Source organism: Phaeobacter inhibens DSM 16374, assembly GCF_000473105.1.
Classification (GTDB): Bacteria; Pseudomonadota; Alphaproteobacteria; order Rhodobacterales; family Rhodobacteraceae; genus Phaeobacter; species Phaeobacter inhibens.
The window spans coordinates 2,232,910-2,246,842 of record NZ_KI421498.1; the positions used below are offsets into that span (position 1 = coordinate 2,232,910).

Here is a 13,933-nt window from a genome sequence, read left to right on the forward strand (position 1 = left end):
TCAAATGATTCCGCGCTGTATCACACTCCAAGATAGACGCTGAGTGGCCCCTTGTGCAGGCCAAGACTGCCCCCCGCGTGTACACCGCTGCTGGAGACGCCAACGCCTGCATTCAGAGAGGGGCGCACCGGTTCGCCGTCAACACCACAGGCCGCAAGACCAGCGCAGACTGCCAGCGCACATAGGATCAGACCAGGTTTTGCCATGATGACCTCTTTGACATTGGCGTCTTTTCAATTGGACGGCTGCGATCCGGTTTCGACCTCCTGACCGCAAACTTGCTGCCGTCAATCGGACAGGACATCCTGCCAGCGGGCAATCTGCGCGCGGACCTGCGCCGGAGCCGTGCCGCCATAAGACATGCGTGAGTTTACCGAGTTTTCGACGCCAAGCACAGAGAAGATGTCTTCGGTGATGCCTTCGTGAACGCCCTGCATGTCCGCCAGTGTCAGGTCCGGCAGGTCGCAGCCGCGGCTTTCCGCCATCGCCACCAGGGTACCGGTCACGTGGTGGGCATCGCGGAACGGCACCTTCAGCACCCGCACCATCCAGTCCGCGAGGTCAGTCGCGGTGGAGAAGCCGGAGCCTGCAGCCGCCGCCAACTCAGCGCGGTTACCGGTCATGTCTTTGACCATGCCCTCCATCGCTGCCAGCGCCAGCATCCAGTTGTCGGCAGCGTCAAACACCTGTTCCTTGTCTTCCTGCATGTCCTTGGAATAGGCCAGCGGCAGCCCCTTCATTACCATCATCAGCGCGGTATTGGCGCCAAAGATCCGGCCCACCTTGGCGCGGATCAGCTCGGCGGCGTCCGGGTTCTTCTTCTGCGGCATGATGGAGGAGCCGGTGGAGAAACGGTCAGACAGGGTCACAAAACGGAACTGAGCGGAGGACCAGATCACCAGCTCTTCGGCAAAGCGGGAGAGATGCACGGCGCTGATCGACGCCACAGACAGGAACTCCAGCGCAAAGTCGCGGTCGCTGACCGCATCCAGCGAGTTCGCCGCCGGGCGGTCAAAGCCCAGCGCGCTTGCCGTCATCTCCCGGTCGATCGGGAAGGAGGTACCGGCCAGCGCCGCCGCGCCCAGAGGCGATTCGTTCATACGTTTGCGCGCATCGCGCACACGAGACAGATCGCGGCCGAACATTTCCACATAGGCCATCATGTGGTGGCCCCAAGTCACCGGCTGCGCGGTCTGCAGGTGGGTAAAGCCCGGCATCACCCAATCAGCGCCCGCTTCGGCCTGCGACAGAAGCGCGCGGATCAGCGCCAGGAGGCCGCTTTCGGCTGCGTCCAGCTGGTCCCGCACCCAGAGTTTGAAATCCGTCGCCACCTGGTCATTGCGCGACCGGCCCGTGTGCAGACGGCCTGCGGGCTCGCCGATGATGTCTTTCAGGCGGGCCTCCACATTCATGTGGATGTCTTCCAGAGCGGTGGAAAACTGGAAGGTTCCGCCCTCGATCTCTGACAAAACGGTGAGCAGCCCTTCCCGAATGGCCTCGGCATCATTATCCGTAATAACGCCTGTTGCGGCCAACATCGCCGCATGGGCCCTGGAACCTGCGATGTCCTGAGCTGCCATCCGCTTGTCGAACCCGATCGAGGCGTTGATCGCCTCCATGATCGCGTCCGGGCCAGCGGCAAAGCGGCCGCCCCACATCTGGTTCGAGGATTGATCTGTCATGGTGTGGAACCCCGGAGATAATATGCGTCTGTTACGTCAGCTTTCCCTTTATATGGCCCTGACCTTGGGTGCAAATGCCGCCTTGGCCGCCGATCCGGCCGTGCTGGCGGATATGCGACAGGGTGATATGAAAAAATTGGTGCTACATAGCGCCCCAAAACCTGTTTCCAGCGCAGAGTTTCAGCTGGCGGACGGCGCTGGCGCCGCGACGTTGGGGGATTACAAAGGTAAGATCGTGCTGCTGAACTTCTGGGCCACCTGGTGCGCGCCCTGCCGCAAGGAGATGCCCCAGCTGTCAGAGCTGCAAGAGGAATTTGGCGGTGACGAGTTCGAGGTACTAACCCTAGCCACCGGACGCAACTCGCCTGCCGGTATCCAGAAGTTCTTTGACGATACCGGCATCACCAACCTCCCCCGCCATCAGGACCCCCGGCAGGCCGTAGCACGCGAAATGGCGGTGCTGGGTCTGCCGATTACCGTTCTGCTCAACCGCGAGGGCGAGGAAATCGCACGGCTGCGCGGCGATGCTGAATGGAACTCCGACAGTGCCAAAACCATCATCCGGGCGCTGATCGCCTCTGACTGAACCTCAGGGCAATCGTCAGCCGAACTTCCGGCCTGGGAGAGTACTCAGGCCGGTTGACCCAACGCCACCTTTGACAGGACCGCGACCCTGCCGCCAATCTCGGTGGCAGGGAGGATATGATGCCGCTGGAGATCCTGGTCACAATGGTGCTCGTGGGCATTATTGTCATAGCTATTCTGCTTCATTTCACCGGCTGGTCCGCGCCAGTGCTCATGACGCGCGAGACAGCCTCTAAGGCATGGTCCCGCCACGATCCCGACTCACGGATTCTTGATGCCCGGCCAAGCACCATTGCCCATGCTGCACTGATCGACACGGATAAGGGGCTTGGACTGGTCTGGTGTTTTGGCGCCGATACGATCGCACGCCCGCTTGCTGAGTGCAGCCTTGTAGATCACGCCCAAGGGCTCCGGATTCGATTCGCCGATTTCGCCACCCCATCGGTGCTGCTGCGCCTGTCCGATAAAGAACGCGAGGACTGGCGCAGCCAGATCCTGGCTGCGAGCAAGTCCCCACAGCCCCCGGCCGCCACAGAACAGAGAGAACAGACACATGCCTGATACGATCTCATACCCTGATGTCACCCAATGGGCCGTTCCCTTTTTCATCGCGGCCATTTTGGCGGAGTTTCTCTGGATCGCGATCAAACGGCGGGGCGGGCGCTACGAAACCCGTGATGCTGTCACCTCTCTGGTAATGGGGGCGGGCAGCGTTGCCTCCGGCATTGCGCTCGGTTTCATCGCTTGGGCGTTTTTCATGCTGCTGTGGCAGATCACGCCGCTGGACCTCGGCACTTCGGTCTGGGTGATTGCATTGTGTTTTGTTCTTGATGACCTGCGCTACTACTGGGTGCATCGTTTTGGGCATCGGGTGCGCTGGGTCTGGGCCAGCCATGTCAATCATCACTCCAGCCAGCACTACAACCTGACCACAGCGTTGCGGCAGACCTGGACCGGCACCTTTACCTTCATGATGGTGGTACGCGCGCCTCTGGTGCTTCTGGGGTTCCACCCGGCCATGGTGCTTTTCGTCGGGGGGATTAATCTGGTCTATCAGTTCTGGATCCACACCGAAGCAATTGGCCGTATGCCGCGCTGGTTCGAGGCGGTGATGAACACGCCCAGTCACCACCGTGCCCATCACGGACGCAACCCACGCTATCTCGATTGCAACTATGCCGGCGTCTTCATCGTCTGGGACAAGATATTTGGTACCTTCGTTCCTGAACAAGACCACGACCGCCCGGATTACGGTCTGGTCCACAACATTGGCACCTTCAATCCTCTGCGTGTGGCTTTTCACGAATGGGCCAGTATTTTCAAGGACATGACACAACCCGGCCTGACGCCACGACAGCGGCTTCTCTACGCAGTCGCGCCACCTGGTTACAGCCACGATGGCAGCCGTGACAGCTCAGAGACGATCCGCGCCAAACATCTGCAGCGCCATCCCGAGGACATTGGCAGCGCCGGATTCGACTAGACCTGAGCGCTGCCTCTCAATTTGGGTAAAATTCTCCCTTTAATCCAAGCGCAACGCTTTTGCGTCAAGGTGACGCCTGATCCATATTGATCAGACTACGCCAGTGCCAAGGGATATACCCGTGAAGAAGAAGCAAAAGGTCATGGCCGACATGCCGGAAGGCGGGGAAAACCCGCTGACCTCTGCGGTCGTCTCGCGCGATCGGTCGACCCTCGACATGGTCAGCGATGCTATTCGCCACAATCAGACCATGCTCGCCTATCAGCCCATCATGCAGGCCATGCCGCCACAGGGGGTTGCCCTCTACGAGGGGTATATCCGTGTTCTCGACTCGACGGGCCGTGTGATCCCCGCACGCGACTTCATGCCATTGGTTGAGGATAAAGAGGAAGGCCGCGAACTGGACTGCCTCGCACTGGAACATGGCCTGAAGGCGCTCGCGCGCAGTCCCAATATCCGGCTCTCCATCAACATGTCAGCGCGATCTATCGGCTATCGGCGCTGGATGCGAGTTCTGGAGCGGCACCTGAAGAAAGATCTCACGCTGGGTGAGCGGTTGATGCTTGAGATCAACGAAGCGTCTGCGATGGCAACGCCTGAACTTGTGATCGATTTCATTGACCGGATGCAGAAACATGGCATCGCCTTCGCGCTTGATAACTTTGGTGCGGGAGCAACCGCCGTCAGTTATTTCCGCCAATTCTTCTTCGATGCGGTTAAAATTGACGGGCAGTTCGTGCGCCGCATCCATGCCAGTCACGACAATCAGGCAGTTGTCCGTGCATTGGTCGGGATCGCCAAGCAATTTGACATGCTTGTGGTTGCCGAATCCGTAGAAAGCCCTGCGGATGCAGAATTCCTGATCTCAATTGGGATTGATTGTCTGCAAGGCTATCTGTTCGGCGCCCCCTCCGTCAGCCCGCCGTGGCTGGAAGAGCTGCGGGAAAACAGCCGCGCCTCTTGAACGCCGCCAACCTGTTATCCACCACCTAGTCAGAATTGGCCGATTCTCGCTCCGGGTGGGATCGCCTCAAGGCCGCGTTGAATTGATTGCTTGGCAAATGCACGGGCCTGCCACAATATATTCCCCATAGTATTGATTGACACAGGCTCTCCCTGTGGGACACCTTGCGCGTGCTGCACCTGCAGCGAGATACACAGCCTGTCTCAGAAAAGGCAGGGGATCCCGGTTGCTGCGGCTGCGAAGAAGTGGACTGCTCAGTTGGCCTCCCGGGACTATGAATGGCAGAGGACCCTAACTGATGACTAATGTAGTAATTGCATCCGCCGCACGCACCGCCGTCGGCAGCTTTGGTGGCGCATTCGCCAAGACCCCCGCACATGACCTCGGCGCTGCGGTGCTGCAAGCTGTTGTCGAACGCGCCGGGATCGACAAATCCGAAGTCTCAGAGACCATTCTGGGCCAAGTGCTGACTGCAGCGCAGGGGCAGAACCCAGCCCGCCAGGCACATATCAACGCTGGGCTCCCTCAGGAATCCGCGGCTTGGAGCCTCAACCAGGTCTGCGGATCGGGGCTGCGGGCCGTGGCATTGGCTGCACAGCACATTCAGCTGGGCGACGCTGCCATCGTCTGCGCGGGCGGTCAGGAAAATATGACACTCTCGCCGCATGCTGCAAATCTTCGTGCTGGTCACAAGATGGGCGATATGAGCTATATCGATACCATGATCCGCGATGGCCTTTGGGACGCTTTCAACGGCTACCATATGGGCCAGACCGCTGAGAATGTTGCTGAAAAATGGCAGATCTCCCGCGAGATGCAGGATGAATTCGCCGTTGCCAGCCAGAACAAGGCCGAAGCGGCACAGAAGGCGGGCAAATTCGCCGATGAAATCGCAGCCTTCACCGTCAAGACCCGTAAGGGCGATATCATTGTGGATCAGGATGAATACATCCGCCATGGTGCTACGATCGAAGCCATGCAAAAATTGCGCCCCGCCTTCGCCAAGGATGGTTCGGTCACCGCCGCCAATGCCTCCGGCCTCAATGATGGTGCCGCCGCTACTCTGCTGATGAGTGCGGATGACGCCGAAAAGCGCGGCATAGAGCCTCTGGCGCGGATTGCCTCCTATGCCACCGCGGGGCTGGATCCGTCGATCATGGGTGTCGGCCCGATCTACGCCTCCCGTAAGGCACTGGAAAAGGCAGGCTGGTCCGTTGATGACCTTGATCTGGTGGAGGCGAACGAAGCCTTCGCAGCCCAGGCCTGCGCCGTGAACAAGGATATGGGCTGGGATCCGGCAATCGTGAACGTCAACGGCGGCGCCATCGCCATTGGTCACCCGATTGGGGCCTCTGGTTGCCGGGTTCTCAATACGCTGCTGTTCGAAATGAAGCGGCGCGACGCAAAGAAAGGGCTGGCAACCCTTTGCATTGGTGGCGGCATGGGTGTCGCCATGTGCGTGGAGCGCCCCTGAGGCGCAGACTGCTGACCATATCAAGGGCGCCCCTGTGGCGCCCTTTTCTATCTCTGGTGTATTTTGCGATGGCTTTGCGGAGGAGGCGACGCGACGTCCAACTCAATATCGATCTGAGACACACCCTTTTGCGACGCAATATAATTGCGTATTTCAAAACGAAATAGTAGCAAGATTACCAAGCTAAATAACGGAGGATTTTTCCATGGCACGTAACGCACTCGTCACCGGCGGCTCTCGCGGCATCGGCGCAGCAATTTCTCAGGCGCTGAAGGCGGAGGGTTACACGGTAGCGGCGACCTATGCCGGCAATGATGAGGCAGCCGCGAAGTTCACCGAAGAGACCGGCATCAAAACCTACAAATGGGACGTTGCCAGCTATGAGGATAGCGCCGCCGGAATCGCCAAGGTCGAAGCGGATATCGGCCCCATCGACATTGTGGTCGCCAATGCCGGCATCACCCGCGACGCCCCGTTCCACAAGATGACGCCGGAGCAATGGCAGCAGGTGATCGACACCAATCTCACCGGTGTGTTCAACACCGTGCACCCGATCTGGCCCGGTATGCGTGAGCGCAAATTTGGCCGCGTTATCGTGATTTCCTCAATCAACGGGCAAAAGGGTCAGTTTGCTCAGGTGAACTATGCCGCAACCAAAGCCGGTGACCTTGGCATTGTGAAATCCCTAGCTCAAGAAGGCGCGCGCGCGGGCATCACCGCCAACGCCATCTGCCCCGGCTATATCGCTACTGAGATGGTGATGGCCGTTCCCGAGAAAGTCCGCGAATCGATCATCAGCCAGATTCCGGCAGGTCGCTTGGGTGAACCCGAAGAAATCGCCCGCTGTGTCGCCTTCCTCGCCTCAGAGGATTCAGGCTTTATCAACGGATCAACCATCTCCGCAAACGGCGCGCAGTTCTTCGTCTAAGGCCCACAAAGCCAAAAACGGCAAGGGCCGACCCTACGGGTCGGCCCTTTTCCAATCCCGTAAAGACATGCGCGCTATGCCCAGCGGGAAATTCCTGCACCCACACGGCCAGTACGGCGGGATGCAAATAGACGAGCCCAGAGCGCCCGAAGGACCTGACCGCGTTCTTCATGCGCACGCTGCATGGCCAGTTTCACGGTACTATTGGCAGAATATTCCATCGTTTCGGCCTCCATTCAGATCAGTGTTGCTAACTTGACCTCAATATGGCCCTTTCTTGCAAAAGCGACAAACGAGACTTTTCGCGGCTTCAGTTAAGTAATACTTATGTCGCATGTCGGACCGTCTTCCCCCACTGACCGCGCTACGTGCCTTTGAGGCAGCCGCGCGCCACATGTCCTTCGCCAGGGCGGCGCAGGAGCTCAACGTGACTCCCGCTGCGCTATCGTTCCAGATAAAATCACTTGAAGAGCATCTGGGCACGCCTGTGTTTCGTCGGCTAAACCGCGCAGTCGAGTTGACCGCCGCCGGAGCCACCTTGGCACCAGGAACCTCTGATGGGTTTCAGGCCCTAACCGCTGCATGGCGCACGGCCCTACGCCTGCAAGACGACGGTGCCTTGACGGTCACGGCAGGCCCTGCCTTCACTGCGAAATGGCTGGCCCCCCGGTTCTATGAATTTGCCCGCGCCCATCCGGAGATTGATCTTCGGTTCTCCGCCAGCCTGCGCCGGGTAGACCTGATACGCGACGATGTGGATGTCGCCATCCGCTTTGGCTATGGTCCCTACCCGGATGTCTATTCTATGCCGCTTCCGGTCGAATGGGTCATGCCAGTGATGACGCCGGAAATCGCCAGGCAATACCCCACTGTCGCCGCGCTGAAGGATGCGCCGCTGATCCATGATGATTCACTGAATTTCATGTCACCACTGCTCGATTGGGCAGCTTGGTTCAAGATGATGGGCGAAGAGTTCACCCCGATGCATGGCGCGCGCTTCAGCAACGCAGATCACGCGGTAGACGCGGCTTTGGCCGGTGCCGGAGTGGCCCTAGGGAGGCGGGCGCTGGTGGTGAAGGATATCGCCGAAGGACGGCTGGTTACGCCTTTCAGAACGGCACTGACAGGCAAGGCCCGCTTTAGCTTTCTGTGCCAAAAAGGAGCCGAGAACCGGCCCCAAATCGTCGCCTTCCGCGACTGGATACTCGCCGAGATTGAAAAGACGGCTGGGGTATCCGAAGGCTTGACTATTGTCTCGGTGGACAGCTTTACATGAGTAGAAATCGCGCAACCGCTATCGGATTTGTCGCCGTGCTGCTCTGGGCCCTGCTGGCAGTTTTCACCGTTGGCACGGCCCCGACACCGCCGCTGCTGTTGAATGCGCTATGCTTCAGCATTGGCAACTCACTGGGACTGGTCTGGTGTTGGGGCCTGTTGGTCTGGCGTTCTATGTCTGGGACATCGGTGTGAAGCAGGGCGACATCCAGTTGCTGGGCACCAGCTCTTATGCCGCGCCGCTTCTCTCAACCTTGCTCCTGGTGCTGGTAGGGATTCCCCTGCCACTTGGACGCTGGCCGTCGCAGCCTGCCTGATTACGGGCGGAGCCGTTCTCGCCGCCCGCGCCAACCGAGGGCATTCATAGCGGTGCAAACGAAAAGGGGCCATCAGCCGCGCTGATGACCCCTCACATCCAACTTTCAAGCTCCCTATACCGCAGCGGTGAGACCGCAGGTCATATAGGAGCCAAGGCGCTCCTCAAACGGCAAGCTCTTCCGTCGAGAGGCGTTCAATTTCTTCTTTCAGCTTTAGTTTCTGCTTCTTCATCGACGCGATACTTAGCCCGTCTGTGGCGGGCGAACGTTGGGCGTGTTCAACTTCCATGCTCAGATGCTCATGCTTCTTCTTTAGTTCGGTGAGATGCGAGCTGAGGCTCATGTCATTCCTCCTTCTTTGAGCGTGTTGCGTACAAAGTGAGTGGAACACAAGATTATTGCTCTGTCACGCTGCAGAAGCATATATTTTGTCATGAAACCGTCATTTCGGCATGGACCCGCCGAGCGGGGTCCGATTTTTACGAATCATCCGGAAGTATCATCGAGGCCAGGGCAGCGCACACCCGTTGCGAAGGGCCGCCCGAATATCGGGACGGTAGCTCTCGGCATCACACAGATGCGCCTCACCATCATGCAGGATCATCGGCGCATGCAGCTTGAAACCCGCGCGTCCGCCCTTGCGCGCGCGCAGCAACACAAGCTCTGCGCGCCGGCCCACACGGGCGGCCAAGGGCAGAACCTCAAGCGATCCCAGACGCCCCAGACAGGCCTCCAGCATTTCCGGCAGGCGATCGGCTCGCTGGATCATATGGAGATATCCTTTGTGGCAGAGACGCCGCGCGGCCGTGTCGAACCAGACGCTCAGTTCGGTTGCTCCACCAAGCGCGATTTGCCGCCCAACATCCTGCGCGGGGCTGTGTGCACCTGCACGATAATAGGGCGGGTTGGCGATCACCTGGTCAAATTGCTGTTGCCGTAAATCCGCTGGCAACGCCGCCAGATCCGCCTCAACCACGGTCATATCGACCGAGTTCAGCGCGGCATTGCGTCGCGCCAGATCCGCATAGTCGGCTTGGAGTTCCACACCGGTCAGGTCTAGGTCCGGCACCCGAGCCGCCAGACACAAAAGCCCCGGCCCACCACCGCAGCCCAGCTCCAGCACCCTATCGCCGGGGCGAGCAGGGACAGCAGCGGCCAGCAATACCGGATCTACACCCGCGCGATATCCCTGTATTGGCTGCAACAGCTGCACTTGCCCGCCCAGGAACGCGTCCTGACTAAGCGCCGCGTCATCAAAGCCGGGCATCAGCGCAACGGGATGTCATTATCGCGCATCACGCGCTCAGCAGCTGCATGATCATCGCTGCGCACCATCAACCTGCGGGGGAAGATTCCGATGCCGCCTTCAAGGATGCTCATATTTACGTCCATTTGAAAGCAGTCTATATCCTCACCCTCAAGAAGGGCGGTGGCAAAGGCCATGATGGTTGGGTCGGTGCTGCGCAAAAGTTCCTTCATAGGGATGGATCTAAGGGCAAGGCCCGCGCCTTGTCGAGCCTTGCAAGCGGGAAAACGATGAATCAAATCCTGACGCAAAAGCCGCATGACATGCTGGCCGCGACACTCAGCGACGAAATGGCAGCGGTGAATACGCTGATCCAGACCCGGATGGCGTCCAAACACGCCCCGCGCATTCCCGAAGTAACGGCGCATCTTGTTGAGGCCGGCGGCAAACGCCTGCGCCCGATGCTGACGCTCGCGGCAGCGCGCCTCTGTGGATACAGCGGCGACAACCATGTGAAACTGGCGGCCACTGTGGAGTTCATCCACACAGCCACCCTGCTACATGACGATGTGGTCGACGAAAGCGGCCAACGGCGTGGCCGACCGACGGCCAACCTCCTCTGGGACAACAAAAGCTCGGTCCTGGTGGGAGATTACCTGTTTGCCCGCAGCTTTCAGTTGATGGTGGAAACGGGATCGTTGCGGGTTCTCGACATCCTCGCCAATGCGTCTGCCACGATCGCCGAAGGCGAAGTCCTGCAGATGACTGCAGCCAGTGATCTGGCCACGGACGAGGGGATCTATCTTCAGGTTGTGCGGGGCAAAACCGCAGCTTTGTTTTCAGCAGCCACGCAAGCAGGTGGTGTTGTGGCCAATGCGCCCGAAACACAGATCGATGCACTGTTTGCCTATGGCGATGCGCTCGGCATTGCCTTTCAGATCGCCGATGATCTTCTGGATTATCAGGGCGATAGCGCCGCGACGGGCAAGAACGTCGGTGATGATTTCCGCGAACGCAAGCTGACCCTGCCGGTGATCAAAGCCGTGGCACAGGCCACCGCTGAGGAGCGCGGCTTCTGGGTCCGAACTATTGAGAAGGGGCGTCAGGATGAGGGCGATCTGGATCACGCACTGGCTCTGATGGACAAATACGACACCCTGACAGCAACCCGCCACGACGCCATGGATTGGGTGGCAAAGGCACAGAACGCATTGACCGCGCTGCCCGATGATCCCATCCGCCAGATGCTGCATGATCTGGCCGACTACGTTGTGGCCCGGCTCGCCTGATATCTGAAAAATAAAGTGGCGTTTCCGCCAAGACGAAGCCAGCGCCCATGCGCTGGCTTTTTCACTATCAGGGCATCAGGCCAGCAGACGCCCCGCACGCACCCACCAGTCAGCATGTGCCGACCGCAGCTGGCCTGCGGCGGCCTCTGCCTCTGCATCTGTTGAGTAGAGACCATAGCAGGTCGCGCCCGACCCGGACATCGCGTGATACAGGGGGTCCGTCCCAGATAGTTCCTCCAGAACCGTTCCGATCACAGGTTCCAACCGGATAGCTGGCGGCTGCAGATCGTTGCGCTGCATCTTAAGCCATGCTGCCAGATCGCCAACAGAGTCCCAGGTAGGAAGCTCGGCAGGCATGGCCGGATTGTCCCGTTTGCCCATGGCGCGAAAAATCGCGGGCGTGGCCACGGACACGCCCGGGTTTATGAGCACAATCGCGCAGTCTGGCAACGGTGGCAGACCGTCCAGGCGCTCCCCTATCCCACGCATCCGCTGCGTGCTCTGCGACATACAGACCGGCACATCGGCACCTAGCGGAAGCACATCCTGCGTGCCCGGCAGGGGCAGCCCCCACAATCCAGACAGCGCCCGGAGAGTCGCCGCCGCATCAGAGGACCCCCCACCGATACCCGACGCAGGCGGCAGGTTTTTCTCCAGTGACAGCGCAGCCCCGCGCACAGGATCCATCAGCGCTGCGGCCTGCATCATCAGATTGCTGTCATCCACCGGCACGCCTGCTGCCATCGGCCCAGTCACCTGCAGCGATCGCTCATCCGCTGCAGCAACCGTGATCCGGTCTCCGATATCGGCAAAAACCACCAGCGAATCGAGAAGATGATAGCCATCCGCGCGCTGGCCGGTCACATGCAGGGTCAGATTGATCTTGGCAGGGGCAAATGCCTCAACCGTCATGAGCAACCTTCAAAGGCGCTGCCCCCTCTTCCGCGAGCACCGCATCTAGCCCAGTTTCCAGCTTGCGACGAATACGATCAGGGTCAGCCTCGCTGTCGGTATCCTCCGGGTCGATGAAAGACAGCGCCCGCTTCCATTGGAATTCAGCCTCACGGGCCCGGCCAACAGCCCAGTAAACATCGCCGAGGTGATCGTTGACCACCGGGTCCACCGGCATCAGCTCGACGGCAGTCTCCATATGGCCAACGGCCTCTTCATAGCGTCCCAGCCGATAGAGCACCCAACCAAGGCTATCGACGATATAGCCCGCATCAGGCCGTGCCGCGACAGCGCGCTCAATCATCGAGAGGGCCTCATCCAGCTTGATCTGCTTTTCCACCAACGAATAACCAAGATAGTTCAGCACCTGAGGTTGATCGGGACGAATTTCCAAAGCCGCACGGAAATCGGCCTCCGCCTGCTCCCAGTTCTTCAGCCTCTCATGGCAGATCCCGCGAGCATAGAGCAGGAACCAGCGCCCCTCGACGCTCTCATCCATCAGATCCAGCGCGGTATCATAGGCGGCGACTGCGCCGCCATAATCTTCCTGCTGGCGCAGCAGGTCACCCAGATTGGTGTGAACCGGCACTTCCTTCGGGAAATCACGCGCCAACTGCTGCAACACCTCTGCGGCAGCATCGGGCTTGGCTGCACGGCGCAGTGCCTCAGCCCGACCCAGTTCAGCGGCGTGATAATCGGGATGATCGCGTGGCACCTGTTTGTAGAGGTCGATCGACAGGGTATAGCGGCCCAGCTGGTCGAACAGCTCTGCCGCGAGCAGCAGCGCATCCACGTGATCCTCACGCAGGGCCGCAGCGACGCGCGCATACATCAGCACATAGTCATCCGCCATCTCACCATTGAGTGCCGCACCCATGGTGAAAAACACTTCGGCAATGCCCTGTTGCGGTGTAGCAGCCAGCGCATACGGCAGGGTTTCGTCATTCTGCAGCCGTTCAGAAAGGGCCGCAAGGCCGGGATCCAGCTGCCCACTGAAGGCCTCGGAGAGAACCTCCAGCGCCTTATCGTTGCGGCCCAGCTGCGACAGGATCTCAAGCCGTGCAATCACGGCTCGGCGCGAAGTATTGGTCAGCTGCCCCTCATCGGCGGCAAAGAGCGCCTCCGCCCCCTCATAATCGCCAACAGATGCAAGCGCCAAGGCGCGGTGATAGCGGGCAAAGAGGCTAAGCCCCTCCTTTTCGCCCAGCTGGTCGAACTGCGCCAGCGCATCACTCACCGATCCGGCCCCAAGATGCGCCCAGCCCAACAGCAGCCCATCAACCAGCGCGTTGATTTCGTATTGCCCGTCTGGCTGCGAGGTCACGCGCTCAATGATGGCCGGGTAGTCCTCAGCCATCACCAGACTGGCGGTCATGACAATATTGGCAACCTGACTGCGCGCGCCCATTTCGGACAGGCGTTCCGCTACCGGCGCTGCCCCTTTGATGTCGCCTAACGCCAGCCGGGCAAAGACCACATGCTCCATCAGCAGCGGGTTCTGCGGATCGCGTACCAGCGCCCGATTATAATAGTCGGCGGAGGCTTGAAAATCGCTGTCCAATGTCGCCGCCCGCGCCGCCAGATATGCCCCGGCAAGCCCGTCAGCATGCGCCGCATCGGCCTGCAACAACATCGGCAGGGTGGTCGTCGCGGCAAGAGCCGCCGCACATGTCAGGCTGCGAAAGAATCGGACGGGCACGGGGGGCCTCCTCTGTGGTGACTGGTCAATATCTGCCTCG

15 protein-coding genes and 1 pseudogene are annotated in these 13,933 nt (G+C 59.9%); 9 read left to right on the forward strand and 7 right to left on the reverse strand.

Going from position 1 to position 13,933, the window contains the following annotated elements; genetic code table 11:
- Positions 1 to 20: 20 nt before the first annotated feature.
- Both INHI_RS0114455 and argH read right to left on the reverse strand, forming a co-directional pair.
- Positions 21 to 206 (reverse strand): hypothetical protein, encoded by a 186-nt coding sequence (locus tag INHI_RS0114455; protein WP_014879039.1) that lies wholly within the window; start codon positions 204 to 206, stop codon positions 21 to 23.
- Positions 207 to 287: 81 nt separating this feature from the next.
- The gene (gene argH, locus INHI_RS0114460) at positions 288 to 1,682 is read right to left on the reverse strand and encodes an argininosuccinate lyase (protein WP_027248099.1); all 1,395 of its coding nucleotides are present in this window, start codon (positions 1,680 to 1,682) and stop codon (positions 288 to 290) included.
- Between the two features lie 22 nt (positions 1,683 to 1,704).
- Here argH and INHI_RS0114465 point away from each other — a divergent pair, with 22 nt between their 5' ends.
- From INHI_RS0114465 to INHI_RS20950, 8 genes and pseudogenes are all read left to right on the forward strand, one after another.
- Positions 1,705 to 2,268, forward strand: a complete 564-nt coding sequence (locus tag INHI_RS0114465) for a TlpA disulfide reductase family protein (protein WP_027248100.1) — start codon at positions 1,705 to 1,707, stop codon at positions 2,266 to 2,268.
- Between the two features lie 119 nt (positions 2,269 to 2,387).
- Complete coding sequence (locus INHI_RS0114470; protein ID WP_014879037.1) at positions 2,388 to 2,828, forward strand: hypothetical protein; 441 nt, start codon at positions 2,388 to 2,390, stop codon at positions 2,826 to 2,828.
- Positions 2,821 to 3,750 (forward strand): sterol desaturase family protein, encoded by a 930-nt coding sequence (locus tag INHI_RS0114475; RefSeq protein ID WP_027248101.1) that lies wholly within the window; start codon positions 2,821 to 2,823, stop codon positions 3,748 to 3,750. Before INHI_RS0114470 ends, INHI_RS0114475 begins: the two co-directional genes overlap by 8 nt.
- 142 nt (positions 3,751 to 3,892) lie before the next feature.
- On the forward strand, positions 3,893 to 4,714 hold the full coding sequence (locus INHI_RS0114480) for an EAL domain-containing protein (protein ID WP_086002972.1): 822 nt from the start codon (positions 3,893 to 3,895) through the stop codon (positions 4,712 to 4,714).
- Positions 4,715 to 5,012: 298 nt separating this feature from the next.
- Positions 5,013 to 6,188: an acetyl-CoA C-acetyltransferase gene (locus INHI_RS0114485; RefSeq protein ID WP_014873445.1), complete on the forward strand. Its 1,176-nt coding sequence runs from the start codon at positions 5,013 to 5,015 to the stop codon at positions 6,186 to 6,188.
- A gap of 205 nt (positions 6,189 to 6,393) precedes the next feature.
- Positions 6,394 to 7,116 carry an acetoacetyl-CoA reductase gene (gene phbB / locus INHI_RS0114490; RefSeq protein WP_027248102.1) on the forward strand — a complete coding sequence of 241 codons (723 nt, stop codon included), beginning with the start codon at positions 6,394 to 6,396 and terminating at the stop codon, positions 7,114 to 7,116.
- Positions 7,117 to 7,450: 334 nt separating this feature from the next.
- Positions 7,451 to 8,392, forward strand: a complete 942-nt coding sequence (gene gcvA / locus INHI_RS0114500) for a transcriptional regulator GcvA (RefSeq protein WP_027248103.1) — start codon at positions 7,451 to 7,453, stop codon at positions 8,390 to 8,392.
- A pseudogene (locus INHI_RS20950) lies at positions 8,389 to 8,758 on the forward strand (hypothetical protein). Before gcvA ends, INHI_RS20950 begins: the two are co-directional and overlap by 4 nt.
- 113 nt (positions 8,759 to 8,871) lie before the next feature.
- On the opposite strand, the gene INHI_RS0114510 reads toward INHI_RS20950, so the two are convergent.
- From INHI_RS0114510 to INHI_RS0114520, 3 genes are all read right to left on the reverse strand, one after another.
- Positions 8,872 to 9,051, reverse strand: a complete 180-nt coding sequence (locus tag INHI_RS0114510; RefSeq protein WP_014873441.1) for a YdcH family protein — start codon at positions 9,049 to 9,051, stop codon at positions 8,872 to 8,874.
- Between the two features lie 156 nt (positions 9,052 to 9,207).
- A complete protein-coding gene (locus INHI_RS0114515; RefSeq protein ID WP_027248104.1) occupies positions 9,208 to 9,975 on the reverse strand; it encodes a tRNA1(Val) (adenine(37)-N6)-methyltransferase in 768 nt (255 codons plus the stop codon).
- Positions 9,975 to 10,187: a putative signal transducing protein gene (locus INHI_RS0114520; RefSeq protein ID WP_024098507.1), complete on the reverse strand. Its 213-nt coding sequence runs from the start codon at positions 10,185 to 10,187 to the stop codon at positions 9,975 to 9,977. The genes INHI_RS0114515 and INHI_RS0114520 overlap by 1 nt, the downstream gene beginning before the upstream one ends.
- 57 nt (positions 10,188 to 10,244) lie before the next feature.
- On the opposite strand from INHI_RS0114520, the gene INHI_RS0114525 reads away from it, so the two are divergent.
- A complete protein-coding gene (locus INHI_RS0114525; protein ID WP_014879030.1) occupies positions 10,245 to 11,243 on the forward strand; it encodes a polyprenyl synthetase family protein in 999 nt (332 codons plus the stop codon).
- Between the two features lie 75 nt (positions 11,244 to 11,318).
- Here the strand turns inward: INHI_RS0114525 and INHI_RS0114530 are convergent, their stop codons facing one another.
- Both INHI_RS0114530 and INHI_RS0114535 read right to left on the reverse strand, forming a co-directional pair.
- A complete protein-coding gene (locus INHI_RS0114530) occupies positions 11,319 to 12,155 on the reverse strand; it encodes a 4-(cytidine 5'-diphospho)-2-C-methyl-D-erythritol kinase (protein WP_027248105.1) in 837 nt (278 codons plus the stop codon).
- Positions 12,145 to 13,893: a tetratricopeptide repeat protein gene (locus INHI_RS0114535; protein ID WP_014879028.1), complete on the reverse strand. Its 1,749-nt coding sequence runs from the start codon at positions 13,891 to 13,893 to the stop codon at positions 12,145 to 12,147. The genes INHI_RS0114530 and INHI_RS0114535 overlap by 11 nt, the downstream gene beginning before the upstream one ends.
- Between the last annotated feature and the right edge of the window lie 40 nt (positions 13,894 to 13,933).

Bases quoted from the DNA above. Each gene is read 5' to 3' on its own strand.
- INHI_RS0114465 (WP_027248100.1), top strand. From the start codon at position 1,705: ATGCGTCTGTTACGTCAGCTTTCCCTTTATATGGCCCTGACCTTGGGT.
- phbB (WP_027248102.1), top strand. From the start codon at position 6,394: ATGGCACGTAACGCACTCGTCACCGGCGGCTCTCGCGGCATCGGCGCA.
- INHI_RS0114455 (WP_014879039.1), bottom strand. From the start codon at position 206: ATGGCAAAACCTGGTCTGATCCTATGTGCGCTGGCAGTCTGCGCTGGT.
- INHI_RS0114520 (WP_024098507.1), bottom strand. From the start codon at position 10,187: ATGAAGGAACTTTTGCGCAGCACCGACCCAACCATCATGGCCTTTGCC.
- INHI_RS0114470 (WP_014879037.1), top strand. From the start codon at position 2,388: ATGCCGCTGGAGATCCTGGTCACAATGGTGCTCGTGGGCATTATTGTC.
- argH (WP_027248099.1), bottom strand. From the start codon at position 1,682: ATGACAGATCAATCCTCGAACCAGATGTGGGGCGGCCGCTTTGCCGCT.
- INHI_RS0114525 (WP_014879030.1), top strand. From the start codon at position 10,245: ATGAATCAAATCCTGACGCAAAAGCCGCATGACATGCTGGCCGCGACA.
- INHI_RS0114480 (WP_086002972.1), top strand. From the start codon at position 3,893: ATGGCCGACATGCCGGAAGGCGGGGAAAACCCGCTGACCTCTGCGGTC.
- INHI_RS0114475 (WP_027248101.1), top strand. From the start codon at position 2,821: ATGCCTGATACGATCTCATACCCTGATGTCACCCAATGGGCCGTTCCC.
- INHI_RS0114485 (WP_014873445.1), top strand. From the start codon at position 5,013: ATGACTAATGTAGTAATTGCATCCGCCGCACGCACCGCCGTCGGCAGC.
- gcvA (WP_027248103.1), top strand. From the start codon at position 7,451: ATGTCGGACCGTCTTCCCCCACTGACCGCGCTACGTGCCTTTGAGGCA.
- INHI_RS0114515 (WP_027248104.1), bottom strand. From the start codon at position 9,975: ATGCCCGGCTTTGATGACGCGGCGCTTAGTCAGGACGCGTTCCTGGGC.
- INHI_RS0114510 (WP_014873441.1), bottom strand. From the start codon at position 9,051: ATGAGCCTCAGCTCGCATCTCACCGAACTAAAGAAGAAGCATGAGCAT.
- INHI_RS0114530 (WP_027248105.1), bottom strand. From the start codon at position 12,155: ATGACGGTTGAGGCATTTGCCCCTGCCAAGATCAATCTGACCCTGCAT.